This is a genomic window from Halomonas sp. DP8Y7-3 (assembly GCF_019801675.1).
GTDB classification, from domain to species: Bacteria; Pseudomonadota; Gammaproteobacteria; order Pseudomonadales; family Halomonadaceae; genus Halomonas; species Halomonas litopenaei_A.
The window spans coordinates 274,694-287,535 of sequence record NZ_JAHVIO010000019.1 but is presented as its reverse complement, the minus strand read 5'-3'; the positions used below and the strand labels follow the sequence as shown (position 1 = coordinate 287,535).

The following is a 12,842-nucleotide window of genomic DNA, read 5'->3' as shown; positions in this document are numbered from 1 at the left end:
TTTTATCGCCATGTCTTTTCGCAGGTAGACCATCAGCGGCACCGTCTCAGGACGGTGCCGCTGTCGTTGGTGGATAGCGTTCGTAGCGAGTCGAGTGCAGCCAGGCAGCCGCCTGGCATGCACGGTCAGCCGAGGGAGAGCGTCGGTGTGCTTGAGGGAACCGTCGCGCGTTGGCCCAGCAGGTAGAGGCAGGCGGTCAGCGTAAGCGCGCCTGCCCCGAGCCCCAGCCACCAGGGGAGTCCCAGCCCGGTCATGCCGGCACCGAAAATCAGTGCCACCAGCCCTACCAGCAGCGCGTAGGGCAGCTGTGTGGTGACGTGTTCGATCAACTCACAGCCGCTGGCCATCGCCGCCAGCAGGGTGGTTTCGGCCAGTGGAGAGCAGTGGTCGCCCCACACTGCTCCGGCCAGCACGCCCGCCACGGACGCGTAGAGCAGTGGCATGCCTTCCGCACTACCGGCCATGTCGTGGTGGTCAAGAACCGCCCAGGCCAGCGGCACCACCAGAGGCATCATGATGCCCATGACACCCCATGACGAGCCGGTAGCAAAGGCGGTGAAACCGGCAAGACAGAAGATCACCGCCGGCAGCCACTGTGGCGACAGGCTCTCGCCCAGGACAGACACCAGGTAGTCACTGGTATGCAGCGCGTCATTCACCCCTGCCAAGGCCCAGGCCATCATCAGGATGGTGATCGGCAGCAGCATCGACTTCACGCCCTCGAACCAGTAATGAAGCGTCTCCGTCATGCGCATCAGCCCCTGGGCCAGGGTCAGCACGACGGCGCATAGGCAGGCCGCAAGGGAACCCCACATCATGGCGCTGAACGAGTCGCCTTCCCCGAAGACGTCGCGCAGCAGATGTGGTCCCTCGCCGAGCGACGCCAGTCCGGTGGTGTAAATCCCGCCGAGGGTGACCCCGACCAGGACCAGCATGGGCACAACGGCGTTCAGTGCGCGATGGGGGATACCTTCCTTGGTGGCGATGTCTGCTTCCTCGACGATCGCCTCTCGGCTGCTGAGGCCTTGGCGCTCCCCTGGGGATGCCAGGGCGCGTCGCTCGGCTTTCAGCATCGGGCCAAAGTCGCGGCCGGTCCAGGCCACCAGAAAAACGAAGACCAGCGCGAGAATGGGGTAGGCGTTGTAGGGAATGGCGTTGACGAATACCGAGTAGGCCGAGGCATCCCAGCCATCGATACCCGTCATCGCCTCGCTGATCAGGCCCACCTGAAACCCGATCCAGGTCGTGACCAGCATGATGGCGGACACCGGCGCCGCAGTGCTGTCGACAAGGTAGGCCAGCTTGGCGCGAGAGACGCATAGCCGATCGGTGATATGTCGCATGGTGTTGCCGACGATCAGAGCATTGGCGTAGTCGTCGAAAAAGATGGCGAGCCCCAGCAGTGCGGAGGAGCTTTGGGCTTGGCGACGTCCGCGCACCACCCGGGAAATGCGCTCGGCAATGCCGCGGGTCCCGCCGTTGCGGGAGATGATCCCCACCATGCCGCCAATCAACAGGCAGAACAGTACGATGGACATGTGATCGCTGTCGCTGGCGGCGTTCAACACGTGCACATTCACCGAGTCACCGAAGGCGTTGAGCAGCGCGGTTGGATGCATGCCATGCAACACCCAGCCGCCCAGCAGCAGGCCAGTGAACAGCGCCACGATGACCTGGCGAAAGGCCAGCGCCAGCGTAATGGCGCTGAGTGCTGGCAGCAGCGATAGCCATGCAGGAATCGGGTCAAGCACAGCAGTGGCCAGGCTGACGTTGGCTGCGTCCACGAGCGAGACGGTGTATGTCTCCTGGCCGAGCACCAGCTCCAGGCTGGCCTGGCCGGCGTCGTCGGCAATCAGCTGACGCTCAGGGAGCAGTCTCTCGCTGCCGGAAGGGAGAGTGTGGCGTGTCTCGATACGGTAGGAGGCGCCCGGTTCCAGACCACTGACCTCGATGTGAGTCGGGACCTCTGCAAGGATGAGTTCGGCAGTGGAAAGGTCAGGCTGTGCGTGTGCGGGTGACGACAGGATGGCGGCAAAGGCCAGGCACATGGCCCAGCAGCAGGCGCGCCCAAAGCACTGGCGCAACAACGGGGTAAGGTGATGCATAGGGACTCCCGGCAAGTGATTGGAATGGTTGTTGGTCTGGGGAGAGTTGTGTCAATGAAAATTGGTCTATGTTGATTGGGTCGTCAAACAAAAAAATTAAGATTTACATCTAATGTCGACATTTTCTTACGGTCATTAACCATATAACAAAGGGTTAGCTTCGTGTTGGGCGAAAGGATGATCGATCTCTTGGCAAGAAAGCGTATGGTGGTTATGTTGAATAAAACATAACGTTTATCCTCTGCCGTTTTGGGAGAATCGGCCATGACCCTGAAGGACAGCACCACCCTCAAGCAGCTGGACAGTGCTCACCACCTGCATCCCTTTACCGATTTCAAGGCGCTTGGGGAGGAGGGCAGTCGCATCATCGTCGATGCCCAAGGCGTGTACATACGTGATGCCGACGGCAACCGAATACTGGATGCCATGGCGGGGCTGTGGTGCGTCAACCTGGGGTACGGTCGTAAGGAGCTGGTCGACGCCGCCACCCAGCAGCTGACTCAGCTGCCGTACTACAACAACTTCTTCAAGACCTCGCACCCACCGGCGGTGGAGCTGGCCGCGACCCTCTGCCGTCTCGCCCCGCCGCACATGAACCGGGTGTTCTTCACCGGTTCAGGCTCCGAAGCCAATGACACCGTCGTGCGTATGGTGCGGCGCTACTGGGCATTGAAGGGGCGTCCGCAAAAGCACTGGATCATTGGTCGCGAGAACGGCTATCACGGTTCCACGGTGGCGGGGATGAGCCTTGGGGGCATGGCACCCATGCATGAGCAGGGTGGGCCCTGCGTACCGGGGATTACCCATGTTCGTCAGCCCTACTGGTATGGCGAGGGCCTGCCTGATGCCAGCTGTGAGGACCCCGAGAGCTTCGGTCGTCGCTGCGCCGAGGCGCTTGAGGCGCGCATTCAGGAGCTGGGCGCCGATCAGGTGGCGGCATTTATCGCCGAGCCGGTACAGGGTGCCGGTGGCGCCATCATCCCGCCAGACAGCTACTGGCCGGCCATCAAGGAGGTGCTGGATCGGTACGATATCCTGCTGGTGGTGGATGAGGTGATCTGTGGGTTTGGTCGCCTGGGAGAGTGGTTCGGCAGTGTTCACTACGACCTGACCCCCGACCTGATGCCGATCGCCAAGGGGCTGTCGTCAGGTTATCTGCCTATTGGCGGCGTGCTGGTCGGTGACCGTGTCGCCGAGACCCTGATCGAGGAGGGGGGCGAGTTCTATCACGGCTTCACCTACTCAGGGCATCCCGCCTGCGCCGCTGTGGCGCTGAAAAACCTGGAGCTGATGCAGGCCGAGGGGATCGTCGACAAGGTCCGCAACGAGCTGGGCCCGTACCTGGCGTCACGCTGGAAGGCCCTGGAGGCCCATCCATTGATCGGCGAGGCACGCTCGCTGGGGTTGATCGGTGCCCTGGAAATTGTCGCTGACAAGGCCAGCGGGCAGCGCTTTGACAAGGCCCTGGCCGTGGGCAATCTGTGCCGTGACATCTGCTTTGAAACGGGGCTGGTGATGCGCTCGGTGGGTGACACCATGGTCATCTCACCCCCCTTGGTGATCAGCCGTGACGAGATCGATGAGCTGGTGCGTCTCGCCGAGCGTGCGCTGGACGAGACCTTGCGGCGGCTCGAAGCGCAGGGTGTCAGTATTGCGTCCTGCGAGCAGGTGGAGTCATGACGCGTCTCCAGCCTGTGATGAGCGTGTAACGCCCAGTGAAAGCGCCTTGCCCTGGATAAGGGGCAGGGGAAGAGGTCACGCCTGGCGTGGCCTCTTGTTGTATCAAGGGAGGGGTGGGCGAGAGGAGGCGACGGCTGCTAGAACGTGCGGGCAGGGGTGGCGCAGCTGACCAGTCGGCAGGCCTCTTTGCCGGGATTGCGGAAGCGATGAGGCACATTGGTGTCGAAGTAGTACGCTTCGCCGGCAGCGAGCATACGGGTTTCAGCGCCAATGGTGATTTCGATGGCGCCCTCGAGGATGACGCCCGCTTCCTCTCCCTGATGGGTAATCATCTCGCGCCCTGTATCACTGCCTGGGGGATAGGTCTCGATCATGAACGACAGGGCCCGGCTATCACGATTGGCGCCAACCAGCTTGAAGATGACGTCGCCACTACCTACATCCGTCAGCTCATCGGCACTGTAGAAGACCTGATTCTTGCTCTCGAGGTCCATGGTGAAGAAGTCGCCGACGCTCATCGGAATGGCGTCCAGGATCTTCTTCAAGGAGCTGACGGAGGGACTGACCTTGCCTTGTTCGATCAACGACAGGCTGGAATGGGTGACGCCGCAGCGCTTGGCCAATTCCCGTTGAGAGATGCCGCGCAGGGTTCTCAAGGCCCGTAGTCGGGCTCCGACATCGTCAGACATGGTGACTTCCTAGGCCGCTAGTGGACGAGAGGCCCCGGGACAGCCCTCGCTGTCCCGGGAAGGCGTGCGTCAGTTTCAGCACAGAGCGTCGAGTTTTTCCTTGAGCAAGCCGTTAACCTGCTGAGGGTTGGCGGTGCCGCGAGACGCTTTCATCACCTGGCCGACAAAGTAGCCGATCATCTTGCCGCGCTTATCAGGCTCTGCATCCCGGTACTGGGCGACCTGGGCGGGACTTTCGCTGATGACCTGATCCACCATGGCCTCAATCGCCCCGGTGTCGGTGACCTGCTTGAGTCCCTTGGTCTCGATGATCTGGTCGGCGCTGTCACCTTCCCCATTCCACAGGGCCTGGAAGACCTGCTTGGCCGCCTTGCCGTTGATGGTCGAGTCGATGACGCGCTTGATCAGACCGCCAAGCTGTTCGGCGCTGACGGGGCTGTCGGAAATGTCGAGCCCGTCGCGGTTGAGCGCCCCGGACAGTTCTCCTTGCACCCAGTTGGCCGCCTGCTTGGCGTCGCCGCAGAGGTCCTTGACCTGCTCGAAGTATTCCGCCATTTCACGGCTGGCCGACAGCACTCCGGCGTCGTAGGCGGACAGGCCCAGTTGGTCCTGGAAGCGCGCGCGCTTCTCCGCAGGCAGCTCGGGCAGGCTCTCGCGCAGGTGGTCGACGTAGGCGCAGTCGAGCACCACGGGCAGCAGGTCGGGGCAGGGGAAGTAGCGGTAGTCGTTGGCTTCTTCCTTGGTCCGCATGCTGCGTGTCTCGTCGGCCTCCGGGTCGTACAGGCGGGTTTCCTGCACCACCTTGCCGCCGTCCTCGATCAGCTCGACCTGGCGCTCGACTTCATAGGCAATGGCGCGCTCGACGAAGCGGAACGAGTTGACGTTCTTGATCTCGGCACGGGTGCCGAACGCTTCCTGACCCTTCGGACGTACAGAGACGTTGACGTCGCAGCGCATGGAGCCTTCGGCCATGTTGCCGTCAGAGATTCCCAGATACGTCACGATGGAATGGATGGCCTTGAGATAGGCCGCGGCCTCCTTGGCCGAGCGCATGTCCGGCTCGGAGACGATTTCCAGAAGGGGCGTGCCCGCGCGGTTCAGGTCGATCCCGGTCATGCCGTGAAAGTCTTCGTGCAGCGACTTGCCGGCATCCTCTTCCAGATGAGCATGGTGAACCCGAATGATCTTGCTGGTGCCGTCGTCCAGCAGGATCTCCACTTCACCAGCGCCGACGATGGGGTGGTACATCTGGCTGGTCTGGTAGCCCTTGGGCAGGTCGGCGTAGAAGTAGTTCTTGCGGTCAAACACCGACACTTCGGGAATGTCGGCATGAATGCCCAGGCCGAACTTGAGCGCCATGGCCACGGCTTGCTCGTTCAATACGGGAAGCACGCCGGGCAGCCCCAGGTCGACAGCGTTGGCCTGGGTGTTGGGCTCGGCACCGAAGGCGGTGGACGAGCCGGAGAAGATCTTGGAGCGGGTCGCGAGCTGTACGTGCACCTCGAGACCGATCACGGTTTCCCATTCCATCAGCGGTTCTCCTCGGTCATCGCGGGACGCTTGGTATGCCAGTCGGTGGCCTGCTGGAACTGGTGTGCCACATTGAGCAGGCGGGTCTCGGCAAAGTGTGTGCCGAGAATCTGCAGGCCAACCGGACGCTGGCCGGAGAAGCCTGCCGGAACGCTGATGCCGGGAATGCCGGCCAGGTTCACCGCGATGGTGTAGATATCCTGCAGGTACATGGAAACCGGGTCTTTCTGGGCACCCAGGTCAAAGGCGGGTGTCGGCGCGGCCGGCCCCATCAGCACGTCGACCTCTTCGAAGGCGTCGAGGAAGTCCTGACGGATCAGTCGGCGCACTTGCTGCGCCTTCTTGTAATAGGCGTCGAAGAAGCCTTCCGACAGGGTGTGGGTGCCGATAAGGATGCGACGCTTGACCTCTTCGCCAAAGCCTTCTGCTCGAGAGCGCTTGTACAGATCGATCAGGTCGAGCGGATTGTCGCAACGGTGGCCAAAGCGCACGCCGTCGTAGCGTGACAGGTTGGACGAGGCCTCTGCCGGCGCGATCACGTAGTAGGCCGGAATGGCGTACTGAGTGTGCGGAAGGCTGACCTCGCGCACGCTGGCTCCCAGCGACTCATAGACCTTGATGGCCTCGTCGATGGCCTGACGAACACCACTGTCCAGGCCGTCTCCAAAGTACTCGCGGGGCAGGCCGATCTTGAGGCCGGACAGCGGTGCTGTCAGTTCCTCGGTGTAGTCGGGGACGCCGCGAGCCACACTGGTGGAGTCGCGCACGTCATGGCCGGCGATGGCATTCAATAGATGGGCGCAGTCCTCGGCGCTGCGGGCCATGGGGCCGCCCTGATCCAGGCTGGAGGCGTAGGCGATCATGCCGTAGCGCGACACACGGCCGTAGGTGGGCTTCAGGCCGGTGATGCCGCAAAAGGCCGCCGGCTGGCGAATCGATCCGCCGGTGTCAGTGCCCAGCGCTGCAGGCACAAAGCCGGCGGCGATGGCAGCGGCGCTGCCGCCGGATGAGCCGCCGGGGACAGCGTTCAGATCCCAAGGGTTCTTGACCGCCCCGTAGAAGCTCGACTCGTTGGAGGAGCCCATGGCGAACTCGTCCATATTGGTCTTGCCAAGGCTCACGCTGCCCGCGGCCTTGAGCTTCTCGACCACGCTGGCGTCATAGGGCGCGACGAAGTTGTCGAGCATTCTGGAGCCGCAGCTGGTGCGCACGTCCTTGGTACAGAAAATATCCTTCAGCGCCAGCGGTACGCCGGTCAGCGGTCCTGCCTGGCCGTTGGCCCGCGCCTGATCTGCGGCGTCGGCGGCGCTCAGCGCCTGGTCGGCGGTCACGGTGATAAAGCTGTTGATCGTCTTGTCGTGGCGATCAATACGTCCGAGCAGATCCTGGGTCAGCTCGCGGCTGGAGATGGTGCCGGCAGCAAGTGCCTGGCTGATCTCTGTCAGCGTCTTGTCATGCATGGGCCTGGCTCCCTGTGTGCGTGAATCCAGTGTCGAGAAAAAAGGGGCGAGGCGTCATTCGACGACGCGCGGCACCAGATAGAGGCCGTTTTCGACCTGAGGTGCGCAGCGTTGAAAGTCGTCGCGTTGGTCAGTTTCGGTGACCTCGTCGGCGCGCAGGCGCTGGGTGGCATCGAGGGGATGGGCCAAGGGGGCGACGCCCTCGGTATCGACTGCCTGGAGCTGGTCAACCATCTCCAGGATCCGGCCGAGATCATCGTGGTAGTGGGCAGCGTCATTCTCTGAAAGGTCGATCCGGGCCAGGTGAGCGGCACGGAGTACCTCGGCGTGTTCAAGCGCCATGATCAATTCCTCGACGGAAGGGTCCATGAAATGACCGCAGAAGGTACCACATTCCGGGGCGCTCGGGCAGGTCTGCCCGGTCAAGTGAGACGCGCAACACGCTTGCCGCTAGGGGGGGTCAGTGATACCGTTTGCGTCCGCACAGGGTTTCCGGTCTGCACTAGGTATCTTTTCCATGTTCAAACGTTTACGAGGTGTGTTTTCCAGCGATCTGTCGATCGATCTGGGGACGGCCAATACGCTCATCTACGTGCGTCATCGCGGGATCGTCCTGGATGAACCCTCCGTGGTTGCGATCCGACAGTCTGGCAACATGCGCAGCGTGGCGGCGGTGGGTGCCGATGCCAAGCGCATGCTGGGCCGCACCCCGGGAAACATCACTGCCATTCGTCCGATGAAGGACGGCGTCATCGCCGACTTCACCGTGACCGAGCAGATGCTCCAGTATTTCATCCGCAAGGTGCATCAGAGCACCTTCCTGACGCCTAGCCCCCGGGTCCTGGTGTGCGTTCCCTGCATGTCTACCCAGGTCGAGCGCCGTGCCATCAAGGAATCCGCCGAGGGGGCTGGTGCCCGTGAAGTCTTCCTGATCGAGGAGCCGATGGCGGCTGCTATCGGTGCCGGGCTGCCGGTGGAGGAAGCCCAGGGTTCGATGGTCGTCGATATCGGTGGTGGTACCACAGAGATCGCCATCATCTCGCTCAACGGCGTGGTCTACTCCGAGTCGATTCGTATCGGCGGCGATCGCTTCGACGAGGCGATCAGCTCCTACGTGCGTCGCCACTATGGCAGCCTGATCGGTGAGGCGACCGCCGAGCGCATCAAGGAAGAGATTGGCTGTGCCTATCCGGGGGGCGAGCTGCGCGAAATCGACGTGCGTGGCCGTAACCTGGCGGAAGGCATTCCGCGCAGCTTTACGCTGAATTCTCACGAGATTCTGGATGCGCTGCAGGAGCCGCTCGGCTCGATCGTATCAGCGGTCAAGAGCGCCCTTGAGCAGTCTCCCCCCGAACTGGCCTCTGACATCGCCGAGCGTGGCCTGGTGTTGACCGGTGGTGGTGCACTGCTGCGCGATCTCGACAAGTTGATCGCCGAAGAGACCGGCCTGCCTGTGGTGGTCGCGGACGATCCGCTGACCTGCGTCGCCCGTGGCGGCGGCAAGGCCCTGGAAATGATTGATCAGCATACCTTCGAGCTGCTCTCCAGCGACTGACAAGGTGTGGCCCAGGATCTCCAGGGAGTCGGCCTATCAAACCGCTGTTCTCGCATGGCTCCGTCCCCGGGTATCGCATGTTGTTGTGTGCGGTGCTCGCGGGTGGGCTGATGTTTGTCGATACGCATTTCACCCGCATGGAGTCGGTGCGTGCCCAGCTGTCGACGCTGGTTGCCCCTATCCAGTGGGTCGTGAGCCTGCCCAGTGATGTGCTGAATTGGGGGGCTCTGGCATTGTCCGAGCAGCGTTCTCTGGTCGAGGAGAACGCGCGTCTACGTGAACAGCTGCTGACGCTGTCCCATCGGGTCCAGCGCATGGCCAGCCTGACCGCGGAAAACGTCCGCCTGCGCGAGCTGCTCGATGCCGCCCGAGACCATGAAGTTCCCTACCTGACTGCCGAGCTGCTGTCGCTCGATCCAGACCCCTTCACCCATCAGATGGTGATTGACCGTGGCCGTCGCGATGGCGTCTATGTGGGCCAGCCGGTGATGGACTCGTCGGGTATCGCCGGGCAGGTCAGCGAATTGTCCGCCTATTCCAGTCGCGTCCTGATGCTGACCGACGCCAGTCACGCGCTGCCCATCCAGGTCAATCGCAACGGTCTGCGCTTCATCATTCAGGGAACGGGCAACTACGATGCCCTGAAGGTCCTGCATGTACCGGATACCGCAGATATTCGGGTCGGCGACCTGCTGGTCAGCTCCGGCCTGGCGGGACGTTTTCCCGCAGGCTACCCGGTGGCCAGGGTCAGCGACGTGGGTCATGATCCCGGCGAGCCGTTCGCGACGGTCAGCGCGGCGCCGGTGGCACAGCTTCAGCGCTCGCGGCATTTCCTGCTGCTGTTCCCACCGGAGCCGGCGCTAGAGGTGTCTCGCGGCCGCTGGCACCCTGACCTGGATCCGGTTGCCATCGAGTCGGCTCGCCGTCTTGGCGAGCTACTGCTGCCACCCGAGGACGACACCGAGGAGGACAACTGATGGCTGCCACTCCACGGGCCAGTCTGTTGCTGGTGTGGCTGACACTGGCCTTGTCGCTGTGTCTCCAGGTCATGCCCATGGCCGATGGTTGGCAGGTTTGGCGACCTGACTGGCTGGGACTGATGCTGCTGTACTGGTGCATGACGCAGCCTGATCGCGTGGGCGTGTTCCACGGCTTTGCGCTGGGGCTGTTGCTCGACCTGATCGAAGGGGCGCCGCTGGGGCAGAGTGCCTTGACCTTGTCGCTGCTGGCCTTTCTTGGCGCGCTGGTCTATCCCAGATTTCGCACGTACTCCCTGGTTCAGCAGGCGGTACTGATCTTCGTGCTGCTGGGACTGGTGCAGCTGGTAGAACAATGGCTGCGCACGCTGTTCGGGCCTTTTTCGATGCATCTGTCGTTTCTCATGCCCTCGCTGATCGGGGCCGCCCTGTGGCCGTGGCTGGTCACGCTGTTCAAGGCCCTGGGCCGGCGTGCGGTCCGCGAGTAACCTGGTCAGGAGTCTGTGCATGCCTTCCGCTAGCGATCTTCCCTTGTCGAACACGCTGCTTCTGGCGTCGGCCTCGCCGCGTCGACGGGACTTGCTGGCGAGTATCGGTGTCGAGGTCGAGGTCTGCCCCGTGGACATCGATGAAACGCCGCATCCGGGTGAGCAGGCCGTGGACTATGTCGCGCGCCTTGCCCGGACCAAGGCGACCGTCGGTCAGCGTGCAGGACTGGCCCAGCCGGGGGCGGCGAGTGAGGACCGGGTCACGCTGGGATCTGATACCGCGGTGGTCCGCGATGGGCAGATTCTTGGCAAGCCAGCGGATGCCGCAGAGGGGTTTGCCATGCTGCGCTCGCTCTCCGGGCGTGATCATCAGGTGATGACGGCTGTGGCAGTGACCGGGCCAGCGGGTCTGCTGGAGGTCACGGTCGTCACTGACGTCACCATGCGGATGATCGAAGACGCCGAGATTCATGCGTATTGGCGCAGCGGTGAACCCCAGGACAAGGCCGGGGGATATGCCATCCAGGGGCTTGCCGCGGTGTTCGTCGAGCGCATTGCCGGCAGCCATTCGGCGGTGGTGGGACTGCCCTTGTTCGAGACGGCCGCCTTGCTTCGACAGCAGGGCATGGCGCTGTGGTGTGGGGCCCTTCCCTAGAGCACTGCGTTGCGGTGAATCGCTCTGCACGGGAGGGTGACAGGCGTCGTCGACATGGATGGCGCAGCGTTGAGGCCGGCCCATCTGGCGTCATCTGTCGCTGCGCGATGGCAAGCGGGTCGAAAGCGCGTATGCTGCATCAATCCGTATGGCCAGGATGGCCGAGACAGGCATCGTCGCAACGGTGGGTGGCTATGTCATAATGGCGCCAGACATCAAAGGACAAGGACAGCCGCATGAGTGGTGAAGTACTCATCAACCTGACGCCGATGGAAACCCGCGTAGCCGTGGTGGAAAATGGCGTGCTCCAGGAAGCCTTCATCGAGCGGGCCAGGCGGCGCGGTATTGTCGGCAATATCTATCAGGGCAAGGTCGTTCGAGTGTTGCCCGGCATGCAGGCCGCCTTCGTCGATATTGGTCTGTCACGGGCGGCCTTCATTCACGCCCACGACGTCGGTGATCACGCCGCCAGTGGCGAAGAGCAGCCGTCCATTTCGCATCTCCTGCACGAAGGCCAGTCACTGGTCGTCCAGGTGACCAAGGACCCCATCGGTTCCAAGGGGGCTCGCCTGACCACCCACCTGTCGGTACCCTCCCGCTACCTGGTGTACATGCCAGATTCGCCCCATAACGGGGTGTCCCAGCGTATCGAGGACGAGAACGAGCGAGAACGTCTGCGAGAGCTGGTCGAGGCGGCCCAAGCCGAGCAGCAGATCGACATCACCGGCGGCTTTATCGTGCGCACCGCTGCAGAGGGTGTGACCCTCGAGGAAATGGCGGCGGACATGCACTTTCTGCTGCGGCTATGGCGCAAGGTCAGCGAGCGCAAGATCACGGCCCCGGCCCCCAGCGTCATCTATGACGACCTGCCCCTGTTCATGCGAACCCTGCGCGATGTCATGCGTGATGACATCGAGAAGGTGCGCATCGATTCCCGCGAGAACTTCGTCAAGCTGGTCGAATTCGCTGAAGAGTTCATGCCGACGGCGGTCGGGCGGATCGAGCACTATGCCGGCGAGCGCCCCATCTTCGATCTGTACAGCGTGGAAGACGAAATCCAGAAAGCGCTGGCACGCAAGGTGCAGCTGAAATCCGGTGGCTATCTGGTGATCGACCCCACCGAGGCGATGACCACCATCGACGTCAATACCGGCGGCTACGTGGGTCATCGCAATCTGGAAGAGACGATCTTCAAGACCAATCTCGAGGCCGCTACCGCCATCGCCCGGCAGCTGCGTCTGCGTAATCTGGGTGGCATCATCATTATCGATTTCATCGACATGGTGGACCCCGAACATCAGCGGCAGGTGCTGAGAATGCTCGAGAAGTCTCTCGAGCGAGACCACGCCAAGACCAAGTGTACCGGCGTCACCGAGCTTGGGCTGGTGCAACTGACCCGCAAGCGGACCCGGGAGAGTCTTGAGCAGACGCTGTGCGAGCCCTGCCCATCCTGCCAGGGACGCGGCACGCTGAAGACGCCGGAATCCGTATGCTACGAAATCTTCCGGGAGATCCTGCGCGAGGAGCGTGCCTACAACGCGGAGACCTACGCAGTGCTGGCCTCCCAAGCCGTGGTCGATCGTCTGCTCGATGAAGAGTCGGCGGCAGTGGCTGATCTGGAAGAGTTCATCGGCAAGACGATCCGCTTCCAGGTCGAGACTCACTATTCCCAGGAGCAGTACGACATCGTGCTGATGTGATGT

11 protein-coding genes are annotated in these 12,842 nt (G+C 62.6%); 6 read left to right on the top strand and 5 right to left on the bottom strand.

Going from position 1 to position 12,842, the window contains the following annotated elements:
* Window positions 1-125: 125 nt before the first annotated feature.
* Window positions 126-2,105: a Na+/H+ antiporter NhaC family protein gene (locus KUV86_RS18880; RefSeq protein WP_222486144.1), complete on the bottom strand. Its 1,980-nt coding sequence runs from the start codon at window positions 2,103-2,105 to the stop codon at window positions 126-128.
* Window positions 2,106-2,369: 264 nt separating this feature from the next.
* Here KUV86_RS18880 and KUV86_RS18875 point away from each other — a divergent pair, with 264 nt between their 5' ends.
* Window positions 2,370-3,785 carry an aspartate aminotransferase family protein gene (locus tag KUV86_RS18875; protein ID WP_222486142.1) on the top strand — a complete coding sequence of 472 codons (1,416 nt, stop codon included), beginning with the start codon at window positions 2,370-2,372 and terminating at the stop codon, window positions 3,783-3,785.
* A gap of 137 nt (window positions 3,786-3,922) precedes the next feature.
* Here the strand turns inward: KUV86_RS18875 and KUV86_RS18870 are convergent, their stop codons facing one another.
* From KUV86_RS18870 to gatC, 4 genes are all read right to left on the bottom strand, one after another.
* Window positions 3,923-4,474 (bottom strand): cupin domain-containing protein, encoded by a 552-nt coding sequence (locus KUV86_RS18870; protein ID WP_206943364.1) that lies wholly within the window; start codon window positions 4,472-4,474, stop codon window positions 3,923-3,925.
* A gap of 75 nt (window positions 4,475-4,549) precedes the next feature.
* Complete coding sequence (gene gatB, locus KUV86_RS18865) at window positions 4,550-6,004, bottom strand: Asp-tRNA(Asn)/Glu-tRNA(Gln) amidotransferase subunit GatB (RefSeq protein WP_222238661.1); 1,455 nt, start codon at window positions 6,002-6,004, stop codon at window positions 4,550-4,552.
* Window positions 6,004-7,464: an Asp-tRNA(Asn)/Glu-tRNA(Gln) amidotransferase subunit GatA gene (gene gatA / locus KUV86_RS18860; RefSeq protein ID WP_206943360.1), complete on the bottom strand. Its 1,461-nt coding sequence runs from the start codon at window positions 7,462-7,464 to the stop codon at window positions 6,004-6,006. Before gatA ends, gatB begins: the two co-directional genes overlap by 1 nt.
* A gap of 54 nt (window positions 7,465-7,518) precedes the next feature.
* The gene (gatC, locus tag KUV86_RS18855; RefSeq protein WP_206943358.1) at window positions 7,519-7,806 is read right to left on the bottom strand and encodes an Asp-tRNA(Asn)/Glu-tRNA(Gln) amidotransferase subunit GatC; all 288 of its coding nucleotides are present in this window, start codon (window positions 7,804-7,806) and stop codon (window positions 7,519-7,521) included.
* Between the two features lie 175 nt (window positions 7,807-7,981).
* On the opposite strand from gatC, the gene KUV86_RS18850 reads away from it, so the two are divergent.
* The 5 genes from KUV86_RS18850 to rng all read left to right on the top strand — a co-directional run bounded on the left by KUV86_RS18850 (window position 7,982) and on the right by rng (window position 12,839).
* The gene (locus KUV86_RS18850; protein ID WP_206943356.1) at window positions 7,982-9,019 is read left to right on the top strand and encodes a rod shape-determining protein; all 1,038 of its coding nucleotides are present in this window, start codon (window positions 7,982-7,984) and stop codon (window positions 9,017-9,019) included.
* A 77-nt stretch (window positions 9,020-9,096) separates the two neighbouring features.
* Complete coding sequence (gene mreC / locus KUV86_RS18845) at window positions 9,097-9,996, top strand: rod shape-determining protein MreC (RefSeq protein ID WP_206943355.1); 900 nt, start codon at window positions 9,097-9,099, stop codon at window positions 9,994-9,996.
* Window positions 9,996-10,484 (top strand): rod shape-determining protein MreD, encoded by a 489-nt coding sequence (gene mreD / locus KUV86_RS18840; RefSeq protein WP_206943353.1) that lies wholly within the window; start codon window positions 9,996-9,998, stop codon window positions 10,482-10,484. Before mreC ends, mreD begins: the two co-directional genes overlap by 1 nt.
* Window positions 10,485-10,503: 19 nt before the next feature.
* Complete coding sequence (locus KUV86_RS18835; protein WP_206943352.1) at window positions 10,504-11,139, top strand: Maf family protein; 636 nt, start codon at window positions 10,504-10,506, stop codon at window positions 11,137-11,139.
* Between the two features lie 236 nt (window positions 11,140-11,375).
* On the top strand, window positions 11,376-12,839 hold the full coding sequence (rng, locus tag KUV86_RS18830; protein ID WP_222486140.1) for a ribonuclease G: 1,464 nt from the start codon (window positions 11,376-11,378) through the stop codon (window positions 12,837-12,839).
* Window positions 12,840-12,842: the final 3 nt, after the last annotated feature.

What these genes read in the sequence shown, in the direction of transcription:
- KUV86_RS18850 (WP_206943356.1), top strand. Translation starts at nt 7,982, where the DNA reads ATGTTCAAACGTTTACGAGGTGTGTTTTCCAGCGATCTGTCGATCGAT.
- KUV86_RS18880 (WP_222486144.1), bottom strand. Translation starts at nt 2,105, where the DNA reads ATGCATCACCTTACCCCGTTGTTGCGCCAGTGCTTTGGGCGCGCCTGC.
- KUV86_RS18870 (WP_206943364.1), bottom strand. Translation starts at nt 4,474, where the DNA reads ATGTCTGACGATGTCGGAGCCCGACTACGGGCCTTGAGAACCCTGCGC.
- mreD (WP_206943353.1), top strand. Translation starts at nt 9,996, where the DNA reads ATGGCTGCCACTCCACGGGCCAGTCTGTTGCTGGTGTGGCTGACACTG.
- KUV86_RS18875 (WP_222486142.1), top strand. Translation starts at nt 2,370, where the DNA reads ATGACCCTGAAGGACAGCACCACCCTCAAGCAGCTGGACAGTGCTCAC.
- KUV86_RS18835 (WP_206943352.1), top strand. Translation starts at nt 10,504, where the DNA reads ATGCCTTCCGCTAGCGATCTTCCCTTGTCGAACACGCTGCTTCTGGCG.
- gatC (WP_206943358.1), bottom strand. Translation starts at nt 7,806, where the DNA reads ATGGCGCTTGAACACGCCGAGGTACTCCGTGCCGCTCACCTGGCCCGG.
- gatA (WP_206943360.1), bottom strand. Translation starts at nt 7,464, where the DNA reads ATGCATGACAAGACGCTGACAGAGATCAGCCAGGCACTTGCTGCCGGC.
- rng (WP_222486140.1), top strand. Translation starts at nt 11,376, where the DNA reads ATGAGTGGTGAAGTACTCATCAACCTGACGCCGATGGAAACCCGCGTA.
- gatB (WP_222238661.1), bottom strand. Translation starts at nt 6,004, where the DNA reads ATGGAATGGGAAACCGTGATCGGTCTCGAGGTGCACGTACAGCTCGCG.
- mreC (WP_206943355.1), top strand. Translation starts at nt 9,097, where the DNA reads ATGTTGTTGTGTGCGGTGCTCGCGGGTGGGCTGATGTTTGTCGATACG.